Annotated in this window: 20 protein-coding genes and 1 pseudogene; 15 read left to right on the forward strand and 6 right to left on the reverse strand. The window is 58.7% G+C overall.

Annotated elements, in window-relative coordinates; genetic code table 11:
• Window positions 1-38 precede the first annotated feature (38 nt).
• Window positions 39-1,034, reverse strand: coding sequence for a GlxA family transcriptional regulator (locus GHO25_RS02105; protein WP_048370230.1), 996 nt, complete (start codon window positions 1,032-1,034; stop codon window positions 39-41).
• A gap of 267 nt (window positions 1,035-1,301) precedes the next feature.
• On the opposite strand from GHO25_RS02105, the gene GHO25_RS02110 reads away from it, so the two are divergent.
• Window positions 1,302-3,350 (forward strand): c-type cytochrome, encoded by a 2,049-nt coding sequence (locus GHO25_RS02110; protein ID WP_153389768.1) that lies wholly within the window; start codon window positions 1,302-1,304, stop codon window positions 3,348-3,350.
• A 110-nt stretch (window positions 3,351-3,460) separates the two neighbouring features.
• Here GHO25_RS02110 and mrdA read toward each other — a convergent pair whose 3' ends face one another.
• Window positions 3,461-5,356 carry a penicillin-binding protein 2 gene (gene mrdA / locus GHO25_RS02115; protein ID WP_048370234.1) on the reverse strand — a complete coding sequence of 632 codons (1,896 nt, stop codon included), beginning with the start codon at window positions 5,354-5,356 and terminating at the stop codon, window positions 3,461-3,463.
• Between the two features lie 194 nt (window positions 5,357-5,550).
• Here mrdA and GHO25_RS02120 point away from each other — a divergent pair, with 194 nt between their 5' ends.
• Window positions 5,551-6,474 (forward strand): 1-aminocyclopropane-1-carboxylate deaminase/D-cysteine desulfhydrase, encoded by a 924-nt coding sequence (locus GHO25_RS02120; RefSeq protein ID WP_153389769.1) that lies wholly within the window; start codon window positions 5,551-5,553, stop codon window positions 6,472-6,474.
• Window positions 6,475-6,548: 74 nt separating this feature from the next.
• Here GHO25_RS02120 and GHO25_RS02125 read toward each other — a convergent pair whose 3' ends face one another.
• Together GHO25_RS02125 and GHO25_RS02130 are read right to left on the reverse strand one after the other, a co-directional pair.
• A complete protein-coding gene (locus GHO25_RS02125; protein WP_153389770.1) occupies window positions 6,549-7,094 on the reverse strand; it encodes a cytochrome b in 546 nt (181 codons plus the stop codon).
• A gap of 92 nt (window positions 7,095-7,186) precedes the next feature.
• Window positions 7,187-8,143, reverse strand: coding sequence for a DUF1853 family protein (locus GHO25_RS02130; RefSeq protein ID WP_153389771.1), 957 nt, complete (start codon window positions 8,141-8,143; stop codon window positions 7,187-7,189).
• 99 nt (window positions 8,144-8,242) lie between these two features.
• Here GHO25_RS02130 and GHO25_RS02135 point away from each other — a divergent pair, with 99 nt between their 5' ends.
• From GHO25_RS02135 to GHO25_RS26065, 11 genes and pseudogenes are all read left to right on the forward strand, one after another.
• The gene (locus GHO25_RS02135) at window positions 8,243-9,133 is read left to right on the forward strand and encodes an NAD(+) kinase (RefSeq protein WP_048370239.1); all 891 of its coding nucleotides are present in this window, start codon (window positions 8,243-8,245) and stop codon (window positions 9,131-9,133) included.
• A complete protein-coding gene (locus tag GHO25_RS02140; RefSeq protein ID WP_153327988.1) occupies window positions 9,133-10,104 on the forward strand; it encodes a metallophosphoesterase in 972 nt (323 codons plus the stop codon). The genes GHO25_RS02135 and GHO25_RS02140 overlap by 1 nt, the downstream gene beginning before the upstream one ends.
• The gene (locus GHO25_RS02145) at window positions 10,101-10,970 is read left to right on the forward strand and encodes a rhomboid family intramembrane serine protease (RefSeq protein WP_048370244.1); all 870 of its coding nucleotides are present in this window, start codon (window positions 10,101-10,103) and stop codon (window positions 10,968-10,970) included. Before GHO25_RS02140 ends, GHO25_RS02145 begins: the two co-directional genes overlap by 4 nt.
• Before the next feature lie 29 nt (window positions 10,971-10,999).
• A complete protein-coding gene (locus GHO25_RS02150; protein WP_048370246.1) occupies window positions 11,000-11,260 on the forward strand; it encodes a YeaC family protein in 261 nt (86 codons plus the stop codon).
• Complete coding sequence (locus tag GHO25_RS02155; RefSeq protein WP_048370248.1) at window positions 11,257-12,087, forward strand: DUF2797 domain-containing protein; 831 nt, start codon at window positions 11,257-11,259, stop codon at window positions 12,085-12,087. The genes GHO25_RS02150 and GHO25_RS02155 overlap by 4 nt, the downstream gene beginning before the upstream one ends.
• 13 nt (window positions 12,088-12,100) lie before the next feature.
• Window positions 12,101-14,758: an aminopeptidase N gene (gene pepN / locus GHO25_RS02160; RefSeq protein WP_048370250.1), complete on the forward strand. Its 2,658-nt coding sequence runs from the start codon at window positions 12,101-12,103 to the stop codon at window positions 14,756-14,758.
• Window positions 14,759-15,032: 274 nt separating this feature from the next.
• Window positions 15,033-17,852: a dermonecrotic toxin domain-containing protein gene (locus tag GHO25_RS02165; protein ID WP_153389772.1), complete on the forward strand. Its 2,820-nt coding sequence runs from the start codon at window positions 15,033-15,035 to the stop codon at window positions 17,850-17,852.
• A gap of 24 nt (window positions 17,853-17,876) precedes the next feature.
• Window positions 17,877-19,703, forward strand: a complete 1,827-nt coding sequence (locus tag GHO25_RS02170) for a hypothetical protein (RefSeq protein WP_153389773.1) — start codon at window positions 17,877-17,879, stop codon at window positions 19,701-19,703.
• 72 nt (window positions 19,704-19,775) lie between these two features.
• The gene (locus GHO25_RS02175) at window positions 19,776-20,078 is read left to right on the forward strand and encodes a DUF5629 family protein (protein ID WP_048370254.1); all 303 of its coding nucleotides are present in this window, start codon (window positions 19,776-19,778) and stop codon (window positions 20,076-20,078) included.
• Window positions 20,068-21,240: pseudogene (locus GHO25_RS02180) on the forward strand (lactonase family protein). Before GHO25_RS02175 ends, GHO25_RS02180 begins: the two are co-directional and overlap by 11 nt.
• A gap of 147 nt (window positions 21,241-21,387) precedes the next feature.
• Window positions 21,388-21,558, forward strand: coding sequence for a hypothetical protein (locus GHO25_RS26065; RefSeq protein ID WP_164488144.1), 171 nt, complete (start codon window positions 21,388-21,390; stop codon window positions 21,556-21,558).
• Between the two features lie 40 nt (window positions 21,559-21,598).
• Here the strand turns inward: GHO25_RS26065 and GHO25_RS02185 are convergent, their stop codons facing one another.
• On the reverse strand, window positions 21,599-22,348 hold the full coding sequence (locus GHO25_RS02185; protein ID WP_153389774.1) for an anti-sigma factor: 750 nt from the start codon (window positions 22,346-22,348) through the stop codon (window positions 21,599-21,601).
• The gene (locus tag GHO25_RS02190; RefSeq protein WP_123748971.1) at window positions 22,345-22,851 is read right to left on the reverse strand and encodes a sigma-70 family RNA polymerase sigma factor; all 507 of its coding nucleotides are present in this window, start codon (window positions 22,849-22,851) and stop codon (window positions 22,345-22,347) included. Before GHO25_RS02190 ends, GHO25_RS02185 begins: the two co-directional genes overlap by 4 nt.
• 183 nt (window positions 22,852-23,034) lie before the next feature.
• Here GHO25_RS02190 and GHO25_RS02195 point away from each other — a divergent pair, with 183 nt between their 5' ends.
• On the forward strand, window positions 23,035-24,117 hold the full coding sequence (locus GHO25_RS02195; RefSeq protein WP_153389775.1) for a catalase family peroxidase: 1,083 nt from the start codon (window positions 23,035-23,037) through the stop codon (window positions 24,115-24,117).
• Window positions 24,114-24,653: a cytochrome b gene (locus GHO25_RS02200; RefSeq protein ID WP_153389776.1), complete on the forward strand. Its 540-nt coding sequence runs from the start codon at window positions 24,114-24,116 to the stop codon at window positions 24,651-24,653. Before GHO25_RS02195 ends, GHO25_RS02200 begins: the two co-directional genes overlap by 4 nt.
• Window positions 24,654-24,878: the final 225 nt, after the last annotated feature.

Here is a 24,878-nt window from a genome sequence, read left to right on the forward strand (position 1 = left end):
AAAGATCGCGAGACAAGCTCGCTTCTACGTCTGCGGGATCAGTGCAACGCTACTTGCTTACGCTCGCCAACCGGCGAGACGCCGAACAGGCGGCTGTAGCATTTGGAGAAATGCGCCGCCGAGACAAAGCCGCAGGCGAGGGCTATGTCGCGCACTTGCGACTCGCTGCGCAGCAACAAGGTACGGGCGCGAGCCAGACGCAGTTCCAGGTAGTACTGGCTTGGCGTGCGTTGCAGGTGTTTGTTGAACAGGCGCTCCAGCTGGCGCACCGATACGTCATTGAACCGGGCCAGGTCTTCAAGGCTGACCGGTTCTTCCAGGTTGGCCTCCATAATCGCCACCACCTGGCTGAGCTTGGGCTGCGAAGTCCCCAGCTTTTGCCGTAAAGGCACGCGTTGTTGCTCTTGCGCGCCTCGGGCCCGATCGCACAACAGCAGTTCGGCAGCGTGGGCGGCGATCTCCCGGCCACCCGGTTCACGGGCGATCAATTGCAAAGTCATGTCCATGGACGCGACGCCGCCGGAACAGGTGAAGCGATCGCGGTCCATTTCGAACAACTGGTTGGAAATGATGATTCCGGGGAAGTGATCTTTGAGGGTTTCAATGTCTTCCCAGTGGATGGTGCAGCGATAGCCCTTGAGCAAGCCCGCACGGGCCAGCCAGTAACTGCCGGTACAAATGCCCCCCAAGGTGACTTTTTCGTGGGCCAGCTTGCGCAACCAGTTAAGCAAAGGCCGACTGCTGAGGTGAGATACGATCGGGTTTGAGCCCACCACCAGCAATATGTCCAGTTTTGGTGCGTCGCCAATGGCGTAGTCGGGCAGGATGCGCATGCCGTTGCTGGCGGTCACCGGGTCCAGGTTGGGGGCGATGATCACCGAGCGGAACAACTCGCGCCGCGCCGCCATATTGGCCATGCGCAGGGTCTCAATCGCCGAGGCAAAACCGATAGTGGTGAAGTTCGGTATCACTAAAAAACCCACGGTTTTCGCCGTGGGCACATTAATCGACGAGCCTGTAACAGGTGCTGGCATTCCAAGGTTCCTTCTTACGCTCCAGGACGCGTCTAGCGTCGGGGTTTTCGCAGTTCGTTGCAGTCCCAATTAAACAACCTGCAATGTGCTGGAGCGTAGCCAAGCATTTGTTATGCCAGCAGATGAGCGTGCGTTGCGGCGTGTGGTGTGATCCGGGTCAAGCGATGTCATTTTGTTATCAGGTACAAACATCTATGAGGAGTTCATAAAAATAATGGCTCGCACCGAGGGGGCCACCCCAGGTCGGCGCCTTAAAGGAATAACGCCATGGTTTTAACCTTCCCGCGTCTGGCCATCGCCGGTCTGACGCTGATGAGTACCTTTGCAGCCTGCGCCAATGAGCCGACCCCGGCAGTTGGCTCCGCCCCCCAACCCACGCAGACCGAGCGCGGCCAGTATGTTGCCCAACTGGGTGACTGCATCGCTTGCCACACTGCCAAAGGCGCGGCGCCCATGTCTGGTGGTCTGGCGCTGAAAACTCCGATGGGGACCATTTACTCGACCAACATCACCCCTGACCGCGACACCGGTATCGGCAACTACAGCTTTGAGCAGTTTGATGAGGTGATGCGCAAAGGCGTGACCCCGAGCGGGCAACACCTGTACCCGGCCATGCCGTACCCGTCTTACGCGAAGATGAGCGAAGGCGATATGCAGGACTTGTATGCCTACCTGATGCAGGGCGTAACCCCGGTCAAAAACGCCAACCTGGAATCTGAAATGAGCTTCCCGTTCAATCAGCGCTGGGGCCTGGCGTTGTGGAACATGATGTTCCTCGACACCCAGCCGTTTGTGCCCGATCCGGCCAGGACTGACGTGATTAACCGTGGCGCCTATCTGGTGCAAGGGCTTGGGCACTGCGGCTCATGCCATACGCCGCGCGGGCTGGCTTTCCAGGAAAAAGCCATGAGCGATGCTGGCAGCAGTGGCAAGCACTACCTGGCTGGCGAGACGGTCGAAGAGTGGCAAGCGTTGAGCCTGCGTAACCTGTGGACGGTGCAAGACACTGTGCAATTGCTCAAGACCGGGCAAAACCGCTTCGCCACGGTCTCGGGCAACATGGTCGATGTGATTCACCACAGCACCCAGCATTTTACCGATGCCGACCTGACGGCCATTGCCAGCTATTTGAAATCATTGCCAGCAGGCAAGGACGAGTTGCCGATGCCCGCAGTGGCCAACGCCCCGGCCCTTGCCCCTGAGACCTTGTTCAGCACCCGTGGCGGGCTGGGTTATACGCAGTTTTGCGCCGACTGCCACCGCCCGGATGGCGGCGGGGTCAAAGGCATCTTCCCGCCCTTGAATGGCAACCCGAGCATCCTTTCGCCTAACCCGACCTCGTTGTTGCATATCACCCTGACCGGCTGGCAAACCGCGCAAACGGTGGCTCATCCACGGGTCTACACCATGCCTGGCTTTGCAAGGCTGAGCGATGCCGAAATCGCTGAAATCCTGAGCTTTGTGCGCAGCAGTTGGGGCAATGACGCCGCGGCCATCAAGCCTGCGCAAGTGGCCAGGATGCGCAAGCAACTCGATCCGCAGACCACTGATTCCAGCGCCTTTGAAACCCCGCGCTTGGCGAATCTGTTAAGCGCATCCAACGCCGATCAAGTGGTGCGCGGCATGCGTCTGCACTTGCAAACCAAGGCTTTGCTCCCGGATAACGTCGGCAATGCGCTCAATTGCACCAGTTGCCACTTGAATGCGGGCACTGTGGCGGATGGTTCGCCGTTTGTGGGCGTGTCCGCGTTCTTTCCGGGTTATGCGCCGCGCGCGGGCAAGGAAATCACCCTGGAGGAACGGATCAACGGCTGTTTCCGCCGTTCGATGGACGGCAAGCCGCTGCCCGTCGCGTCCCCTGACATGCAGGCCATGGTGGCGTATTTCGACTGGATGAAAATGAACACCGCCCCCGGCGATAAAGTGGCAGGCCGTGGCGTCGGCAAGATCGACCCTGGCATCAAGCCCAATGTCGACAACGGCAAAGTGGTGTATGTGCAGCAATGCGCGGTGTGCCACGGTGATGATGGCCAAGGTCTGAAGCACGCCGATGGCAGCTATGTGTACCCGCCGTTGTGGGGCGATGAGTCGTTCAATATCGGCGCGGGCATGGCGCGTACCTACACGGCGGCGGCGTTCGTCAAGCGCAACATGCCGATCGGTTTTCACGCGAACTTTCCGTTGGGGCAGGGCGGCTTGTCAGATCAGGACGCCGTGGACGTGGCCGAGTACTTCTCGCACAAACCCCGGCCAGACTTCGTCGACAAGGCCAAGGACTGGCCCAAGGGCGGTAAACCGGTGGATGCGCGCTACTGAGTAAACCCGTGTAGGAGCGAGCTTGTCTCGCGATCTTTTAAAAGATCAAAAGATCGCGAGGCAAGCTCGCTCCTACAGGGCATTCGCCAGTCGTCAAAGACCGCGTGATATCAAACGTGCGGGGTGGTGTGGGGTTTTTCCTGGGGGCTGGCGTATTGCGGCTTGAGCACGCCGTGGTTGTCCAGCAACCAGGCGTCCATCACTTTACGCACCACCGGGCCAGCAACACGGCCACCGGCTTCGCCGTTTTCAATCATCACCGAAATCACGATTTGCGGGTCTTCTGCCGGGGCAAAGCCGACGAACAAGGCGTTGTCACGGTTGCGCTCGGCAGTTTTCAAACGGTCGTACCGCTCACCTTGCTTGATCGCCACCACCTGCGCCGTACCACTTTTACCAGCGATCCGGTATTGCACGCCCTGTGCCGCCGCCCGAGCGATGCCGCGCGGGTCATGCATCACCAATTGCATCGCGTGGTTAACCTGTTCCCACTCCTTGGGGTCGTGCAGCACGATGTTCGGCATCGGGTTTTCATCGACCGGCGGGGTGCTGTCGATGGTCTTGGCCAAGTGCGGACGGTTCCACACGCCTTTGTTGGCAATCAATGCGGTGGCTTGCGCCAGTTGCAGCGGCGTGACCTGCATGTAGCCCTGGCCAATACCCAGAATCACTGTTTCACCGGGGAACCAGGCCTGGCGGCGGGTGCTGCGCTTCCATTCGCGGGACGGCATCAAGCCTGACGACTCTTCAAACATGTCCATCGAGACTTTTTGGCCAAGGCCGAACATCGACATGTAGTCGTGCATGCGGTCAATGCCCAGCTTGGACGCCAGATCATAGAAGTAGGTGTCGTTGGAGCGCATGATCGCCGCATTCAAGTCGACCCAGCCGTCGCCGCTGTGGTTCCAGTTGCGGTATTTGTGGTCAACATTGGGCAACTGGAAGTAGCCGGGGTCGAAGACCCGCGTCGAGGCTGAAATCACGCCGCTGTCCAGGCCGGCAATCGCCACTTCAGGCTTGATGGTCGAGCCCGGTGCATACAGGCCACGCAAGGCCCGGTTGAACAGGGGTTTGTCGACCGAGTCACGCAGGGCCGAGTAGTCCTTGGAGCTGATGCCGGTCACAAACAGATTGGGGTCGAAGCTGGGCTTGCTGACCATCGCCAGCACTTCACCGGTTTTCGGGTCGATGGCGATGATGGAACCGCGACGGTCGCCCAAGGCTTCTTCGGCGGCTTCTTGCAGGTGGATATCCAGGCTCAGGACAATGTTCTTGCCCGCCACTGCGTCGTGGTGGCGCAGCACGCGCATCACCCGGCCCTGGGCATTGGTCTCGACTTCTTCAAAACCCACCTGGCCGTGCAGTTCGTGCTCGTAAAAGCGCTCGATGCCGGTTTTGCCAATCGACTGGGTACCGCGATACTCGGTGGGGTCCAGTTGCTTGGCTTCTTTCTCGTTGATGCGCCCGACATAGCCCACCGAATGGGCAAAGTGATCGCCCTGCGGGTAATGGCGTACGAACTGGGCTTCGACATCAATACCCGGCAAACGGTACTGGTTGACCGCCAGCAGGGCGATTTGCTCTTCGGTCAGCTCGTAGAGCAGGGTCGAGGGGTCAAACGGATGCCGGGCCTGCTTCATGGCTTTGGTGAATACCGCGCGGTCTTCTTCCGGCAAGTGCAGGATGCTCATCACGTTGTCCAGCACCTTGGCGGTGTCGCCAGCGCGTTCACGGGTGATGGTCATGTTGAAGCTGGGCTGGTTATCCGCCAGCAGCACGCCGTTGCGGTCATAGATCAGGCCGCGTTCCGGCGGGATGGGCAGCACGTGAACCCGGTTGTTTTCAGACACGGTGGAGTTGTAGTCGAACTCGGTGACTTGCAGAAAATACAGGCGGCCGATCAGCGTGCAACTGATCGCCAGGACCAGCAGGGCGCACGCAATCAGTCTTTTATTGACCAGCCGTTTCTCGGTGTCGTGATCTTTAAGAGGGATCGGCTCGGGCATGTTCCGGGTGTCTCATGTCAGTAAACAAAAGTGCAGCAGCCCGCAGGACGATAACGGGCAACAAAAGTCGGCGCACACCTTACCAAGAAGCTGGGATTCAAGTCGGTTTATTGGTCGGTTGTTCAGCCAAAGCCGACAGTCTGCTGTGGCTGCGGGCTGCTGTAAACTCGCTTCCTTTTAGGGGAACGATGGCGATGTTGCCTTTGATTGACTGGCGCCCGCGCGCGCTGTTGCAGAGCTTACACCTGGATTGGATGCAACAGGCCGGTGTCGAGGTGGCGGTCTTGCGCCTGGACCAGATCGACCCACTGATCAGTGGCAACAAGTGGTTCAAGCTCACCGAGCACCTGACAGCCGCGCACGCCGTGGGCGCACAAGGTTTGATCAGCCTGGGCGGGGCCCATTCGAACCATTTGCATGCGTTAGCCGCGGCGGGCAAGCGCTTTGATTTTGCGACGGTCGGTCTGTTGCGCGGCCACCCGCAACAGACCCCGACCACACTGGACCTTGAACGCTATGGCATGCACCTGCATTGGCTGGGCTTTGCCGGTTATCGGGCGCGGCATGCACCGGGCTTTTGGGCGCCCTGGCAGGCGCAATACCCTGGATTGCAGCCGGTTCCGGAAGGCGGCGGTGGGCTGCCGGGTGCGCGGGGCTGCATGACCCTGGTGCATCAAGTGCGTGAGCAACTGGCGGCGCCAGGTTGGGACGACTACGACGCCTGGTGGCTGGCGGCCGGTACGGGCACCACCCTGGCCGGCCTGGTGTTGGGTGAGGCGGGGCAGCACAAGGTGTACGGCGCGTTGGCGGTGCCGGACGATCATGGTGTCGCCCCGCAAATCGAAGCAATTTTGCAGGCAGCGGGGCATGTCGGGCGCGATTTTGAACTGATCGACGCCAGTCGTGGCGGCTTTGCCAAGGTAGATGAAGATTTGCTGGCGTTTATCCAGGCCAGTGAAGCGGCCAGTGGCTTGCCGCTGGAGCCTCTTTACACCGGCAAAGCCTTGATGGCGCTCAAAGCGGCGGTTGAGCAGGGGCGCATCGGCCGGGGGCAACGTCTGGTGTTCGTGCACACCGGCGGCTTGCAAGGCCGCCGGGGGTTTGCCTTCGCTTCGTAAACACCACCCCCGTAGGAGCGAGCTTGCCTCGCGATCTTTTGATCTTTAAGACAGCTCACCCCTAAGGCGTGAAATTAGCGTCCAGGCAGCATGCGCAGCAGGGTGTTGTCCTTAATCAGGTAGTGATGGCCGAGCCCGGCGAGGGCGTGCAGGCCGATCAGCCAGTAGCCGATAGTTGCGCCCAGTTCGTGCCAGCCTTTGATTTGCTTGGCGAGGTCTACGTTTTTCGCGGTCAGGGGCGGGATGTCGAGGCCATAGAAGAACACCGGCTTGTCGTTATGGCTGAGGATCAAATAACCCAACACCGGCATGGCGATCATGAACAGGTACAGCGCCCAGTGCATCAACGTGGCCAGCGCGCTTTGCCAGGCCGGGGGCGTGGGGATGATTTTCGGCGCGACGCCCAGGGTTCGCGCCAACAGCCGCAGCCAGACCAGCGCAAAAACCGTCAGGCCGAGCATAAAGTGAGCGTCTTTCATCAGGTTGCGACCGTCGCTGTCTTTCGGGAAGATTCCGCGAAATTCAATCGAGGCGTAAATCAGTACAAACAGCAGCACCATCAGCCAGTGCAGGGCGATGGAGACACGACTGTAGCGCTCAGCGGTGCTTTTCCAGGACATGGGGTTTCCTCACGGTTCAGGTTTGGCCTCCGTTCTTGTTCGACGGAGTGCTCACACTGTAATACGCCTGCCAGGGAAAAAGCTGAGGTGGGTCAGTTTTCAGGGTTGCCGGGCACGTTGGGCCACAGGTCAGCCACTAAAAACAGACGCTCGGCTTCTTCCCAGTTACCGCTGCCGTTCTCAACCAGGCGCACCATAAGTTGTGCCGGCGCCTGCGGATGCAGTTCGGCCAGCCACACGTCGAGCTGTTGTTTGCTCCACAACCCTTCAGGCGTTGCGTGCGCCGGGGCCAGCCAGGCGTGGCGGGGCAGGGGTTGCCAGCAACCTTCAGCACTCTGGTGGATAAAGGCGGGCCAGTCACGTTGATGCAGCCAGCGCCCCCGTAAATGCTGCGGGTGTGCGCCTGCGGGCGAAAGCGCATGCCCCGGCCACGGGTACAGCAGGTAACCGCCCAGCCACAGGCTGGCAGTGAACGTCTGAATATCCAGCCTGGCCAGGATCTCCCGGCTTTCAGGGCGGTTGGACATAGGTAGTTGGTGCTGGCTGAAGTGCTTGAGCTTGCGGTCCAGGCGGTCATTGCTGCCGGGGCCCAGCCAGTTGCCGGGGTCGCGGCCATCGGCCTGCTGCGGGCCAAGGTACAGCTTGATCGCCAGTTCAAGATGGTGAACCCCGTCACGGTCGCGCAGCAACAGGTCCAGTTCACCCAAGGTGTGGCCGCCCAAGCGGATCGGCAGGTTGGCCGCGATCAGCTCAACCCCCGGCGCATGCTCGACGGCAAACTGCCAGAGCCGCTCGTAATAGCGCCCCAGTCGGCGCGTGGTGGCCAACGCCAGCCACTGCTGCAACGGCTCGCTGTGCTGGTCCAGCGCTCGCAACCAGTGCTCCAGTTGGTCCGGTGCCTGCACCCAGTCGCTGCCAGCCAGCGGGTGTCGCTGTGGCCACGGGGTTTGGCTGAGCATGGGCGGGGCGAGGATCACCCACGCCAAATCACGCACCTCAGGGTGACGTAATTGGCGGGGCAGGTTGAGCAAGTCGGGAAAGAGGATCATTGTGCGAGCATAGCTCCCGTAGCCTGAAAGGGTTTTGTCTATTGTCGTGTTTCGACCATAATCGCTGTTTTCGCACGCCTACAACCTTGCAGGAGCCTCATGGAGCAATTTCGTAATATCGGCATTATTGGTCGTTTGGGCAGTTCTCAGGTGCTCGATACGGTTCGCCGACTGAAAAAATTCCTGCTTGAGCGGCACATGCACGTGATCCTCGAAGACACCATTGCCGAGGTATTGCCTGGGCACGGTTTGCAGACCTCCTCGCGCAAGATGCTCGGCGAAGTCTGTGACATGGTGATTGTGGTGGGCGGTGATGGCAGTTTGCTCGGCGCGGCCCGCGCACTGGCCCGCCACAATGTCCCGGTGCTGGGCATTAACCGTGGCAGCCTGGGCTTTTTGACCGATATCCGCCCGGATGAGCTGGAAGTCAAAGTCGCCGAAGTGCTCGATGGCCACTTTAAAGTCGAAAACCGCTTTCTGTTGCAAGCCGAAGTCCGCCGTCACGGTGAAGCCATCGGCCAGGGCGATGCCTTGAATGACGTGGTGCTGCACCCCGGCAAGTCGACGCGGATGATCGAATTCGAAATGCATATCGACGGCCAGTTCGTCTGTAGCCAGAAGGCTGACGGCCTGATCGTCGCCACGCCCACCGGCTCTACCGCTTATGCCATGTCGGCAGGCGGCCCGATCATGCATCCCAAGCTGGATGCCATCGTGATCGTGCCGATGTACCCGCACACCCTGAGCAGCCGGCCGATTGTGGTCGATGGCAACAGCGAGCTAAAAATCGTCGTGGCCAAGGACATGCAGATCTACCCGCAAGTCTCGTGCGATGGTCAGAACCATTTCACCTGCGCGCCGGGCGACACCATTACCGTCAGCAAAAAGGCGCAAAAGCTGCGTCTGATCCACCCGTTGGACCACAACTACTATGAAGTGTGTCGGACCAAGCTTGGCTGGGGCAGCCGACTGGGCGGTAGGAGCGACTGATGCTCGATCCTGCGCGCAGTTACGATTTGATCGGTGACGTGCATGGCTGTGCTCATACCCTTGAGCACCTGCTGGAACGTCTGGGCTATCGCAAACTCGCCGGTATCTGGCGACACCCGCAACGGATGGCGGTGTTTCTCGGTGACATCATTGATCGCGGCCCGCGAATTCGCGAGTCGTTGCATATCGTTTACGACATGGTCCGGACCGGTCAGGCGCTGTGCCTGATGGGCAACCATGAATTCAACGCGCTGGGCTGGTGCACACCGGCCCCTCCGGGGAGTGGCAAAGAGTATGTGCGCGAACACAATGCGCGGCACACCCGGCTGATCCACGAAACCCTTGAGCAGTTCGCCCAGTACCCCGGCGAGTGGCACGACTTTGTGCAGTGGTTCTATGACATGCCGCTGTTTGTCGACGCCGGGCGCTTCCGGGTAGTGCACGCCTGTTGGGATGCAGATGTAATAACCCCGCTGCGCGCCCAATACCCTGACGGCTGTATTGATCAGCCGTTTGTGCAGGCGGCCGCGTACGCTGACAGTTTTGCTCATCTGGCTTTCAACCGGCTGCTGCGCGGCACCGACATGCGCTTGCCAGATGGCCTGACCTTGACCGGCGGCGATGGCCTGACGCGGGCGTTCTTCCGCACCAAGTTCTGGGAAGACGACCCCAAAACCTACGGCGATATTGTCTTTCAACCCGACGCATTGCCTGATCGCGTGGCGCAAAAGCCGTTGTCCTCGACAGAAAAAGGCACCTTGCTGCGCTATCCCGTCGATGAGCCGATGCTGTTTGTCGGCCACTATTGGCGCAGCGGTGAACCCGCGCCCATACGGCCAAACCTGGCCTGCCTGGACTACAGCGCGGTGCTCTACGGAAAATTAGTGGCCTACAGGCTTGATCAAGAAACCCGGCTCGATCCCGCCAAGTTTGTATGGGTGGATGTAGAGCGCCCGGAGGCTGTGCAATGAGTGTGGTGGAGGTTTTACGCTTACCGATTTCGGTCGACCTTGCAGGCTTTGTTGCATTGCTCAAACGCATGCAAGTGCCCCATAGAGTCAGCGAAGAGGCGGGCGAGCAAGTGTTGTGGGCGCCCTCCGAGATTGCTGACGATGTGCGCAGGCTGTATGAGCAATTCCCCTTGGGCGACCCTGATAACCAGATCCCGATTGCCGAACGCCCGGCGGCGATGGGCCGTCCCGGCTTTGCCCAGCAATTGAAGGCCAGCCCGGCCACTGCTGTGATCCTGCTGATCTGCATCATCGTGGCGGTGATCACGCAGTTGGGTGACAACCTGTCCACCTTGAGTGCATTGACCTTTGTCGGCTTTAACATTCATGGCCAGTACGTAGAATTCACCCCCTTGTCTGAAAGCCTTGCTTCCGGGCAATGGTGGCGCTTGATCACCCCGATGTTCATTCACTTTGGCGTCCTGCACATTGCCATGAACGGCATGTGGTTCTGGGAACTCGGGCGCCGGGTTGAAATACGCCAGGGCAGCATTAATCTGGTGGGCTTGAGCTTGCTGTTCAGCCTGGTGTCCAACTTCGCCCAATACCTGTTTGGCGGGCCCAGCCTGTTCGGCGGGCTGTCGGGTGTGCTCTACGGCTTGTTGGGGCATGTGTGGATTTATCAGGTGATGGCGCCCAACCCGGTTTACCACCTGCCCAAAGGCGTGCTGGTGATGATGCTGGTGTGGCTGGCGTTGTGCCTGTCCGGGCTGGTGTCGATGATCGGCTTTGGCGAAATCGCCAATGCAGCCCACGTCGGCGGGTTGCTGATTGGTTGCCTCACCGGTTTGCTGGGCGGGCTTTGGGCCAGCCGCAAACAGGTTTAATTTCATCCGTATTTCGAGAGTAGAAAAGCATGTCCTCTTTCAATGAAATGATTAAAAACATCACCCCTGATATCTATCAGAGCCTGAAACTGGCGGTCGAAATCGGCAAGTGGGCCGATGGCAACAAGCTGACCGCCGAACAGCGCGAGCTGTCGTTGCAGGCGATGATCGCCTGGGAAGTGCAAAACCTGCCCGAAGAAGAGCGTACCGGCTACATGGGCCCGCAAGAATGCAGCTCCAAGTCGGCGCCCGTGCCAAACATCCTGTTCAAATCGGATGCTATCCATTGATTGAGATTGGTCGCGGTGCAATCAGCAAAATGTCGGCAAGCCTGCAAGAGCCGACCGTTCAATATGCGTTTCGTTTGGGCGATACCGAGGTGCCAGTCAATCCGTTGATCGGGACTAAACTGCGTCTGGAGTTTCTGGGGGAGATCAACTGCACCCACTGTGGACGCAAAACCAAAAAAAGCTTCAGCCAGGGCTATTGCTACCCGTGCATGACTAAACTGGCGCAGTGCGATGTGTGCATCATGAGCCCGGAGCGCTGCCATTACGACGCAGGCACGTGCCGTGAGCCGTCGTGGGGCGAGAAGTTCTGCATGACTGACCATGTGGTGTACCTGGCCAATTCGTCAGGTGTGAAAGTCGGCATTACCCGTGCCACGCAACTGCCGACCCGCTGGCTGGATCAGGGCGCGAGCCAGGCGTTGCCGATCGTGCGTGTGGCGACTCGCCAGCAGTCGGGGTTTGTCGAGGACCTGCTGCGCACCCAAGTGGCCGACCGCACCAACTGGCGCGCACTGCTAAAGGGCGATGCACAGCCGGTGGATCTGGCGGCGGTGCGTGATGAGCTGTTTGGCAGTTGCGCAGAAGGCCTGCAGATCTTGCAAGAACGTTTCGGGCTGCAGGCGGTACAACCTTTGCATAGCGTCGAGCCCATCGAGATTCGCTACCCGGTCGAGCAGTACCCGAGCAAGATCGTGAGCTTTAATCTGGACAAAGACCCTGTCGTTGAAGGCACGTTGATGGGGATCAAGGGTCAATACCTGATCTTCGACACCGGCGTTATCAATATTCGCAAATACACGGCCTACCAGTTGGCCGTGCATCAGTAAAAAGGATTGCAGCATGCGCACCGAACAACCGCAAATGATCTACCTGAAGGATTACCAGGCGCCCGAGTACCTGATTGACGAGACGCACCTGACCTTCGAGTTGTTCGAGGACCACACGTTGGTCCATGCGCAACTGGTGATGCGCCGCAATCCCGCCCGTGGCGAGGGCTTCCCGGCCCTGGCGCTGGACGGCCAGCAACTGGAGCTGCTGTCGGTCAAGCTTGACGATGTCGAGCTGACCGCAGCGGACTACGAGCTGACCGACAGCCACCTGACCCTGCACCCGACCACCGAGCAGTTTGTGGTCGACACCAGCGTCAAGATCCACCCCGAATCCAATACCGCGCTGGAAGGTTTGTACAAGTCCGGCACGATGTTCTGCACCCAGTGCGAGGCCGAAGGCTTTCGCAAGATCACCTATTACCTTGACCGCCCGGACGTGATGAGCACGTTCACCACCACCGTGGTGGCCGAGCAGCATCGCTACCCGATCCTGCTGTCCAACGGCAACCCGCTGGCCAGCGGTCCCGATGAAGACGGCCGCCACTGGGCGACCTGGGAAGACCCGTTCAAAAAGCCGGCCTACCTGTTTGCCTTGGTCGCGGGCGACCTGTGGTGCGTTGAAGACACGTTCACCACCATGACTAATCGCACCGTGGCGCTGCGCATTTACGTCGAGCCAGAGAACATCGACAAATGCCAGCACGCGATGAACAGCCTGAAAAAATCCATGCGCTGGGACGAAGAAGCCTACGGCCGTGAATACGATCTGGACATCTTCATGATCGTTGCGGTGAACGACTTCAATATGGGCGCCATGGAGAACAAAGGTCTCAATATCTTCAACTCCAGCGCCGTGCTGGCCCGTGCAGAGACGGCGACCGACGCTGCTCACCAGCGGGTTGAAGCGATTGTTGCCCACGAATACTTCCACAACTGGTCGGGTAACCGCGTGACCTGCCGTGACTGGTTCCAGTTGTCGCTCAAGGAAGGCTTCACGGTGTTCCGTGATTCCGAGTTCTCGGCCGACATGAACTCGCGGGTGGTCAAGCGCATTCAGGACGTTGCCTTCCTGCGCACGCATCAGTTCGCCGAAGATGCAGGCCCGATGGCTCACGCCGTGCGCCCTGAGAGCTTTATCGAAATCTCCAACTTCTACACCCTGACCGTTTATGAAAAGGGCTCGGAAGTGGTGCGCATGCTGCAAACCTTGCTCGGCGCCGAGGGCTTTCGCAAGGGCAGCGACCTGTACTTTGAGCGCCACGACGGTCAGGCAGTGACCTGTGATGACTTCATCAAGGCCATGGAAGACGCCAATGGCGCAGACCTGAGCCAATTCAAGCGCTGGTACAGCCAGGCCGGTACCCCGCGCCTGGCTGTCAGCGAGCACTACGACGCCGCACAAAAAACCTACAGCCTGACCTTTGCTCAAAGCTGCCCGCAGACCCCGGACAAAGCTGAGAAACTGCCGTTCGTGATCCCGGTCGAGCTGGGCCTGTTGAATGCCCAGGGCGGTGAGTTGCCACTACAACTGGCCGGCGAATCGGCGGCGGTCGGCACCAGCCGTGTTCTGTCAGTGACCGAAGCAGAGCAGACGTTCACCTTTGTCGGTATCAATGAAAAACCGCTGCCGTCCTTGCTGCGCGGTTTCTCGGCGCCGGTGAAATTGCAGTTTGCCTACAGCAGTGACCAACTGGTGTTCCTGATGCAACACGACACCGACGGTTTCAACCGTTGGGACGCGGGCCAGCAACTGTCGGTGCAAGTCTTGCAGACGCTAATTGGCCAGTATCAACGTGGCGAAACCCTGGTCATGGACCCGCGCTTGGTTGAAGCCCTGCGCAGCGTGCTGACCAATCCGCAGCTGGATCAGGCGATGGTGGCCGAGATGCTGTCGTTGCCGGGTGAAGCCTACCTGACCGAAATCAGCGAAGTGGCTGATGTTGATGCCATTCACACGGCCCGTGAGTTTGCGCGCAAGCAATTGGCCGACAGCCTGTTCGACGAGTTGTGGGCGCGTTATCAGGCCAACCGTGAGGTGTCTAAAGTCACGCCCTATGTGGCCGAAGATCAGCATTTCGCCCGCCGCAGCCTGCAAAATATTGCGCTGTCGTACCTGAGCCTCAGTGGCAAACCTGAAGTTGTGAAAGCCACACTGGAACAGTTCGAAAACAGCGACAACATGACCGAGCGCCTGAACGCGCTGGCGATACTGGTCAACTCGCCGTTTGAAGCTGAAAAAGCCCTGGCCTTGGCCAGTTTTGCCGAGCACTTCAAGGACAATCCGCTGGTCATGGACCAGTGGTTCAGCGTGCAGGCGGCCAGCCCGCTGCCGGGTGGTTTGCAGCGCGTTCAGCAACTGATGGAGCACCCTGCGTTCACCATCAAAAACCCGAACAAGGTCCGGGCCTTGATCGGTGCTTTTGCCGGGCAGAACCTGATCAACTTCCACGCCGCCGATGGCTCAGGCTATCGCTTCCTGGCGGATCTGGTTATCCAGCTCAATGCCCTTAACCCACAAATCGCCTCGCGGCAGTTGGCCCCGCTGACCCGCTGGCGCAAATACGACAGCGCCCGTCAGGCGCTGATGAAGGCAGAGCTTGAGCGCATTCGTAGCTCAGGCGAGCTGTCCAGCGACGTGTTTGAAGTGGTCAGCAAAAGCCTGGCGTAAATTCGGCGGCTGACAAGGCGCTGACCGGCTACTCGGTCAGCGCCTTTTTTGTGTGCATTGAACACCGGTAGTCGCTGAACAATGGAGCCGAGTTGAGAGGCAGCCAGCAACGTTTTACTGCGTCAAGCGTCACTGACCCGCCCCATTGCTGTAAGCCACGTTAGCGCTGTCGGTAACGGAATACCGCAGTTGTGATTGCTATTTATTTTTAGATACCTGCGCAAGGTTGACGCAATGGCGCCGACCAACTCCTTCTATGTGCAGGTACACCGCCATGACTGTTCCGCTCGCGCCCCCGTTATCCCTCGGCCGCACTGAACTGCTAAAACAGAGCCTTATCCATCAATTCGATGGCCGCCCAACACTGCGCGCGGTCATTGCTAATGCGCTGGAAAAGGCTCTTAAGTACCCCTTTTTAGGCTGGCGCGTAAAAGTTCACGTACAGCAGATGCAAATCGTCTGGTCCGTCGACGCCAATGAGAAGCCTTTGCCTGCACTGCGCTGCGTACCGTTGCTGGACGCCATGCTCGAGCACATTGCGGTCGGCACGCCTCTGAATTACAGCTACTACGAGTCAAAACAATGCTATCTGGTGCAACTGGCCGAAGGTGAAGTGCTCAGTGCCGATACCCCTTCATTCCTTGATATAACCACTGTTGAACGGGCTATGCGCCATGTGCTGCAGCACTGGATCTGGTCATTTCAGCAGGCGATGCTGGATTTCTGGAACGAGCCTGTGCCCGGCTATCAGAGCCGCACCTTATGGCTGGGGCAATGGTTGAGTGACACCTTGCTGGCGGCCGCCAATAACTCGGCCGGTCTGAGTGATGAGCAGATTCAGGTGGTAAGGGGCATCGTCAGAACCCCTTTGTTAAGTGATCGCCTTCAGCAACTGCGGTATCGGGAGCAGCCTAAGGTCTACTTCGCCCAGATGGTGCTGGGCGGGGATGGTCCGACGGTCAATCTGCTGCTGCCTGATCTGTTGATTGTGCATGGCGTTAACGGGCAGGAGCAGCTTTTGCAGTGCCGACCAGGCGGGCACATCGAGTCCTTTGCTACGCTCGGAGCGTATGAGCGCGTGCTGGGTCGGACACTCCCGCACCGTTACCCGGCCAAGACCCTGACCTGCAAACGTTACGAACCCGCAGGTCACTGCTTGCAGGTGCAAGCGATGATCGTGCTCAACAACCAGCTCGAACGCATAACCTCGCTGGTGGACCGGGCAACCTCCGGCGTGCGTACGCTGGTTCAACTTGAACAGCACTTAAGGGACATTACCGACCCCGCAGCCATCGTCGAAGACGATGAGCTGCCGGCATCCGAGCCGCTGGCTCGCGTGTACAACGCCTTACCGGCGTGGTTACGCACCGCGCCTGTGCAAGATCGATTTGCTTACCGTTCGCACCTCACCGACCTTGCGGACATCACCCGCAAGGCCCGAGGCCGGGTTTTCAACGAAGGCATTGCCGACCTTCACACCTGGGCCAGGCAACAGTTGCAGCACAAGATGCGTCAGGACCAGCCGCTGGCACCGGGGTATGACCCGGATGACCTTATGCTCGACTTTGCAGTGCCTTCCGGGCCGTTTGGCACCGCCGGGCAGGTGCACACTGTCACGTTTACGTTGACCGAGCTGGCCCTACAAAACCTGGTGGCCTGGCCGGGTGGTCACATGACACTGCGACATAAACACAACCAACTGATTCAAGACTGGTGGCTCACCCCTGCCTACATCAAGCAGCTCATTTGGCGAATGAATATCGGTGAGGTCTATCCAGGCTTGATCCGTCGGCTGCTGCTGGACGATGCGCCCGAAGCCCTGCGTCGCGAAGGCTTGTATGTTGAGCAGTTGCGGGTGTCTTTGCCTTTGCTTGCGCTGGAAATGAAGCTGCAGGGGCAGGGGGGATTGACCGACTGGGGCTACCGGTGTGTAGCAGCCTTGATGCGGCCCCATGCCGAGACCCGCGTGTTAGAAGGGCAGACAGTGAACATCTGCCCGTTGGGCCTGGTGAAACACCCTCGCGCGGTGCCTGATTTTGTGAGCAACTTCTATGTGATCGGTACTGGCAACCCGTTAAACGGGCGGTGCGTGCTGTACCGACCACTGTTCAAGGAGGCGCTGATTGAGTATGCCTCGGTGCAAGAAATGCTGGATGCGTTCACGCATGCAGGTTCTTTGCGCGACAGCGTGCTGGACTGGTTGCCGGATGCGGCACGATCCAGCTATGCCGACAGTGCCTTGAGCCTTGCCCGTCGACCCGCACAGGCACAGTTCTTTACTCAGCCGCTGAACAGTCACTTCAAGCATGACCTGTTTCTGGGTACCGCTCGGGCGCTGGCGATGCTGGCTGAACGGCAAACCGTCTCGAATACTGAAAGCCGTTGGGCGAGCCTTAAAACGGGAGGCTGGTTGTTGCTGAACAGTGTGCTGGGGTCGCCGTGGGTCAAAGGTCCGCTGGCGTTGCTGGGGTGGGTGTATTTGACCATCACGGCAGTTCGTCAGGATGTTCAAGTGCTGCAAAGCGATGATGAACGTGCCCGGGCACCTGCGATTATCGACCTGCTGTTCAATATTGCTCTGGTGCTGCTGCATGGGGTGCCACGCTCGCCGGTAGTCAGTCTGGCGAATGAAAAGCCTGAACCGTGGCTGGCCTCCGTCGATGAAGCCCCTCTGATCGATAAGCCCCAGGCCCCTGTCGAGGTCAAGACTGGGCAGGTGTATTTTTTGGATGTCCCGGTGGGTAATAATCTCAGTGCCCTGGATTTTACGTGGTTCAACAATCCGAGAGTTGACTTCACACCCGCACAACTGTTTTGGCTGGACCGCAACCGGGGGCCGGACATCGGTACGGCCAAGCCTATTGCACACGGTCAACGCAAAGGCCTGTATGTCACGAAAAATGGCTGGTGTGCGGTGGTGCGGGGCTTCAGTTACCAGGTGTCCCTGGAGGACGAGGGCGTTGTTACCGTTAACCCGGGCAACCCACTGGATACAGGTCCTTGGTTGCGCAGTGACGGGGCAGGCACGTGGGATTTTGACACCGGCATGCGCTTGCGCGGTGGCGGACCCGGCCGTCGCAAGGCGTTGGATTAGCGACTGGCGCAACGCAATCGTCAGGTGAGTGAGCTAACGCGAAGGCTTGAAGTCTTTGTGGAGGGGGAAAAAACCACCAATGACAAAATCATTGAAGAGCTGGGCAGAGCCCTGGAAGCCACGGAGGGTGAGAGAAGCCAACAGTTTACTCATATGGAAAAGAACCTGCGGATCAAGTATTTGCGCACCGTGTTGGACCACGCCAAGGCCGATCTTGTGATGGGGCTAGAGAATATACAGGCCCGTCACGCTTTAAAGCCGGACCCACAGGACCACCACATCCTTGGTAGTTTTTACCGATCACTGTGCATGGTGTCGACCAATATGCTCTTTGCCCATAATGTTCAGGGCGGGCTGTTGAGGCAGTTGCATCCAGTTTTCAATACCCATGAGGCGCTTACGCTGGACGCCGCCGGAACAGCGCAGTATGTCGGGTTCAAACGTGACTTGCTGAAAGTCCAGATCCAACAAGTCGAAGAGTTTCAGACCCTCAAACGCTATCATCAAGCGCTCAAGGATGTGCCCCGTGTGGGCGAGAAAATGGCCCGTGAACAGGTGATCGGACAGTTCTTCACGGACGCCACCGGCATGGACCGCGAGGGCACGGAAATGGACTTTCAAAACCTGGTGTTAAGAACGTTGTGTGACCTGATGCCCAAAGACCTGTTTGGTGAGGTCTGGGAACGATTGAGCGCCATTACCGGACCCTTGGGCTATACGGTTGCGGCGCATTCGCAACTGGCCGACAGAACCCTGTTCACGTATGGCGAGCGCATCGAAATTCTGGAGAGCGTGCGTGAGCAGTATGCCAAGGCTCATGACGCCCTGGCGCTCTTGCAACTGGAGGTGGGCGAGCAGTTGAATATGGCTGATTACCATCGGCTGAACGAAGTGCTCGAAAGGCTCAATGTGACGGTGGATCAGGATCTGGCCCAAGAAATCAAGGAGCGTGATGAATGGCTGCCTCAGCAACCCGGGACCTCCAGCGCGCAGCGCTCTACGCGGCGAATGATACGCACGCGCAATCAAGGCATTCTGATCGGCGTCGCCCGTGCTCGGGCATCTGAGCAGGAGCCGGAAGTCGTCGATGTCATGACTTCCACGTCTACTGTCGACCGCCGTACGCAAAGTCCTGAACCCGATAATCCCAAGCTTGTGTTCACCCGATCACCCGAGAGCACGTGGGACGAGATCCAAAAGCCGTTGCCTCGACAGGATGGCCGCCTATTGGGAGCTATTCGCAGTCAGTGCAATACGTTGCTGGGCAAACTCGATGAAAAAATCAGGCTGGTGAAACTGTACTCGGGCCGCTCCAGATACCCGCTGGAGATGGAAGAAACCCTGGAGAGAGAGGCGCAAAAGCTGGACGTGCTGATCGCTGAAATTGAACGCACCTTTGCCAATGAACCGGTCGTGGACAAACCCAAACCGGGCACTCCGCGTTCATTGCTCAAGCGCTTGCGCGAGGGGGCAACCAAGTTGCGCGAGCAAGGCATCTGGGTACTTAAGTCGGTGCCGCCGACCACGCCGGTGGTGGAGTTTCTGTTGAGCAAAGGCGAGGTCAGCCTGGTGCGCATTGGTCAACGTGTGGTTTTGAAGGGGGAGCGTCGGGATGTGGTTCAAGAGTACGAGGTGCGTACTAAAAACAACCAGGTGCTGTGGTACGCGCATCTGCATTACCCCGACCTCACCACACCTGCTAAATCGCCGTCGGCGGCGCATTTCAAGCTCAAGAATCAGCGTTATGACAGCCAGGCCAGCCTGGCTGCCAAAGGGAAAACGGCTACGGTGCATTACGGCAAAATCAGCGAAAAAATGCTCAATGATCGTTTTTGGCCCCTGGAAGGCTAAACGCTTCTGGCAAGCATAGGGTTGAAGGCCTTAATGGCCTATCATTACGCCTTTCCCACAGGTGAATGATTAATGAGTGATGCAAACCAGACCTTGCGCGCAGCCCTTGAAACCAGCGATATGCTGGAAATTGACGGGCTGCATGCTTTTGAGTTTTCCCTTGACGACCAAGGGCTGCTCATTGAAGCCATGGATGGTCGGGCCAGGAAGCGCTGGAGCTTGACCCCGGAGCAGGTTGAAGCGGCAGTGTTTGACGACAACTTGCAAAGCTGGACGCTGACCGGCGACGCCAGTGAACACCGCCTCGTTTGCATTAGCGCCGTGTGTGCCAGCAACGACGATGACGATGAAGATGAGACGCATGATGAAGCTTAAATGGTTGCCCTTGTTGATGGCCTCCAGCGTGGGGGCGATGTCGGCTCACGCCGCCTGCACCGCTGATGCAGAGTTGCTGGTGGGTTCTTATACCCAAGGCAAAAGCCAAGGTATTTACCGCTTGCAGTTTGACAGTGAGAGCGGGCGCATTACCCCTGAGCCGTTGCAAGTCTTCAAGGCCTCCAACCCGTCGTGGTTGACCCTGTCCAAAGATCAGAGCCGCCTGTTTGTGGTGAATGAGAATGGGCAAGGTCAGGCTGATGTCGTCGGGCGTGTCAGCAGTATTGCGATTGATCCCAAAACCCTCGCGCTGAGCCTGGTCAATCAGGTCAAAACCTTGGGCGAAGAGCCGACGCACTCCGGTTTGAGTGCCGATGAAAAATACCTGTTTATCGCCAACTACGGGGTGCATGAAGACCCGGGTGGTAGCCTGGCCGTGGTGCCGGTGAATGCCGACGGCCAATTGCAGCCTGTTACGCAAATGAGCAGCCATCAGCCAAGCCGGGTTAACCCTGAACGGCAGATGTCGGCCCATGTGCATTCGGTGGTGTCATCACCTGACGGCAAATTTGTCTACGCCAGTGATTTGGGCGCAGACAAAGTGTTTGTTTACCGCTACGACCCTGTGGCCAATCCGGAACACCCGCTGGTTGCAGCCACGCCTGCGGCCATTGAGTTGCCTGCTGGCAGCGGGCCGCGTCACTTGTTGTTCTCCAGGGACGGCAAACATGCGTACCTGACTACTTAAATGAGCGCGCAAGTGTTTGTCTTTGACTATGACAACGGTCAGCTCAAACAGCGTCAGGCACTGGATTTGGCCCATGGCATGCCCGCGCAGAACCGCGCAGCAGGCGCAGTGCACGCCTCGGCCGATGGCAAGTACCTGTACGTGAGCAACCGCGGCAAGGCCAACGAGCTTTTGGTGTTCGCTATCAATCCGGCGAATGGTGAGTTGAGCGAGATCCAGCGGCGTTCGGTTGACGGTGATCATCCGCGTGAATTTACCTTGAGCCCCAATGGTAAATTTGTGCTGATTGCGAACCAGATGAGCAACGAAATCGTGGTAGTTGAGCGTGATCCCGTGACCGGCAAGCTGGGTAAAACCTTGCAAAAGCTGGCGATGGATGCGCCCTCCGATGTGAAATTCATTCACTGCCCTTAAGGCTTGAGTTGAAGGCTACGCCTTCTATCAATCGCGCTGATACTGGTTAGTGGCGCAATGAATTTCAGTGTGAAGACCCTTGGCGTTAAGTTGGCTCCACGGCCTGAACAGGCAAGCAAGCTAACTGAATCGTCGAGGGTTACCGCAATGAACTTCAATCTTTTCTCCGTCATCGCTGCTTCCGCCATCTCTGCCACCGTGGCCCTGCCAGCCAGCGCCAACACCGTGGCCAGCGACAAAAAGTCCACGGCCTATACCCAGAAATACCTGCAGCAAAGCGCCAACTTCTATGCGGCCCTTGACCACAAGGCGCAATAATCTCCCCCCATTTAAACGCTGATCGCAGCCAGGTTCACTGTCAAAAACTCAGTGTATTTAGCAGCGTCGCAGTCGGCCCTTCTGCGGGGCCGACCATAGCGTAGTTATAGCCGGGGCCTGACCAGTAGTCGGCCTGCAAGTCACCATCGCGTCGGCTGCCCCGGGGCAGCAAACTGTTTTGCGGGCCTGGCGGGCGGATGTAAAAGCTGATTTGCTGGCCCTGCGGGTTTTCATACAGCACCATCGCCGCGCCGCCTTGATCGGTGGTGAGCAAGCGGCAACTGACCGGTTTGAAGCCTGCGCGGCTCAAGTCCGGCAAGCGTTCGGCGTGGCTGAAATAACGGTCCATCCAGGCTTGCATGTCGCTGCTTTGCTCGACCTTATAGTCGGCAGGCAGAAATCCCTGTTCGGCAAACATGCGATGTGCTGCCAGTGCGTCGGTCATCGGCAGGATGGCCGGGTTCTGGGTCATTTGCCGGGCCTGCCAACCGCCGACTCCCCCCATGCTGACTGCAATCAACAAGACGGCCGCCGTAGCCCAATGACGCGTGGCCTGGCGGCGTTGTCGCTGGCGAATGGCCGCGGGGTCGAGTGCCGGGTTATCCGGTTGAAGCAGGGTTTGCTGCAACGCCGTGCGCAGGTTTTGCGCATCGCGTTGCCAGGCATGAACCTTGGCCGCGACCTCGGGGTTGGCGTCTAGATAGCGTTCGACGTGCTGTCGGTCAGACTCACTGAGCGCGTGATCGACATAAGCATGCAGGTCGTGCTCACTGGGCGGGGTGGTGATCATTTAAGTCTCCGCAAAGCAGGGCGGGTAATTTCGCCTTCACTGAGTGCGCGCAGGGCCTGGCGTGCGCGTGACAGACGCGACATCACTGTGCCGATCGGCACTTCAAGGATGTCGGCCACTTGCTGGTAACTCAATCCCTCGACAGAAATCCATAACAGCAGCGCCCGTTGCTCGGTGCTCAACTGGTCGAATGCTTGCAGCGTGGTTTGGGCTATTACGGTGCGTTCGGTAGAGGGTTGCGCGTCGTCGCGGCCAGTAAAAAACTCCAGCATCCGCGCATAACGCCGGGTACGCCGATGGTTATCGACAAACTGGCGATACAGAATGGTAAACAGCCAGGCCCGTAAATCGCCGTCCGGGCGTTTACTGGCGACACTGCCAAGGGCGCGCTCAAGGCAATTTTGCACCAGGTCGTCGGCATTGCTGGCGTGGCGCGTCAACGACAGGGCAAAGCGCCTGAGGCTCGGCATGAGTTCGCGCAATTGCTCGTCAAATGGGTGCATGGTGACTGGCGCCGGGTGGGTCTGTTAATCGGATCAGCGTCATGAAGACGACCAGGCTTAGCCTTTATTCCCTTGGCTTGAAAATAAATAAACTGAAAATAATTGCCTGGCGCCGGGAATAAGCCTGATCGGCCTGCGTCTCATAGGCCATCCACCTGATGGCCCGTGGCCAAGGAATACTTTATGGTAGATCAATTACCGCCCGTACGGCCCGTGAAAGCTGCATTGAGCCCCACCAGTGTGTTGCTGCGTCTGGCGGGTATTGGCGCAGTGGTAGCGGTCATCGCCACAACCTTCTTTTACGTCAACGGCACACTGGATGCCGGACGGTTGCGGCCTAAAACCCTGGTCAATGCTTTGGAGCGCAACAATGGCGTGCATCCGGGGTATCGGCGTAATCATGCCAAAGGCATGTGCGTGATCGGGTATTTCGAGAGCAACGGCAATGCTCAGCCTTTGTCCCGCGCACAAGTCTTTGAAACCGGTCGTACTCCGGTCGTGGGCCGCTTTGCCTTGCCGAGCGGCAACCCCTATGCGCCGGACAGCAGTGTGCCGATCCGCAGCCTGGCATTGCGCTTTACCCAGGCCAATGGTCAGCAATGGCGGACCGGAATGAACAGCATGCCGGTCTTCCCGGTGGGCACGCCTGAAGCGTTCTATGCGATGTTGCAAGCGGGAACGCCAGACCCGGCTACCGGCAAGCCGAAGCCCGACGCCATGCCGGCGTTTTTTGCCGCACACCCGGAAACCGCAGCTTTTTTGCAATGGGTGAAAACCGCCAAACCCTCGGCCAGCTTTGCGACTGAAAGCTACAACGGGATTAACGCGTTCTATCTGGTGAATGCCGCCGGGCAGCGTCAGGCCGTGCGCTGGGGTGTGGTGCCGGAAGGTCATGATGCCGCCGGGGCAACTGCTCCCAATGATGCGGACTACCTGGAAAAAGACCTGGTGCAGCGATTGTCTGCAGGGCCTTTGAGATGGCAGTTCAACCTGACCTTGGCCGACGCAGGCGACCCGATCAACGATGCGAGTAAAACCTGGCCAGCCAGCCGCAAGGTGATCAATGCGGGAACCTTGGTGCTGCAAAGTGCGCAGCCACAAAACGATGGTGAGTGCCGTGACATCAACTACGACCCGTTGATTTTGCCCAATGGCATTGAAGGCTCGGGTGACCCCTTGCTGGCTGCACGTTCGGCCGCCTATGCCAGTTCTTATCTGCGGCGTACCAGTGAAGTTGATCAATTGTCCCAGGAGAAACGTCCATGAGCACCTCTAACAAGCATTTCGCACCTCTGGCGCGCCTGCTGCATTGGCTGATGGCGTTGATGATCATTGCCATGCTGTTTATTGGGGCCGGGCTGGCGGCCTCTGTCTCCGAGCGGCATGAATGGTTGCTCAACCTGCACAAACCCCTGGGGATAGCCATTTTACTGCTGGTGATTGTGCGGCTGTTTGTGCGCTTTACCACCCATCAACCGGCGTTGCCTGCTGATTTGCCGACGGTCCAGGTTTTGGCTGCAAAACTGTCGCACGTGTTGCTGTACGCGCTGATGTTCAGCCTGCCGCTCATAGGTTGGGCAATGATCTCGGCGGCGGGTGATCCGGTGATGTTGAGCAGTTCCTTGCAACTGCCATCCATCCTGGCAGCCAACCCAAGCACCTTTGCGTTCTTGCGCAAAGCCCACACGTACCTGGCGTATTTGTTGTTCTTTACCGTGTTGGCGCATCTGGCGGCAGCGTTGCTGCACGGCTGGGTGCGCCGTGACGGGGTGTTGGAAAGCATGGTGCGGGGCAAGGATTGAAGACCCTGTAGTCGCTGCCCAAGCATGAGGCTGCGAATTGCCCCAAAGCGGCGGTCCTACGGCCCGCATCGCAGCCTCGTGCCTCGTCAGCGACTACAAGTTGGCGAAAATCCTGTAGGAGCTGCCGAAGGATGAGGCTGCGATGGGTTGCGCAGCGACCCCAAGGCGGCGGTCCTGCGGCCCGCATCGCAGCCTCGTGCCTCGTCAGCGACTACAGTTGGCGAA

Source organism: Pseudomonas sp. FSL R10-1350 (genome assembly GCF_009600525.1).
GTDB classification, from domain to species: domain Bacteria; phylum Pseudomonadota; class Gammaproteobacteria; order Pseudomonadales; family Pseudomonadaceae; genus Aquipseudomonas; species Aquipseudomonas helleri.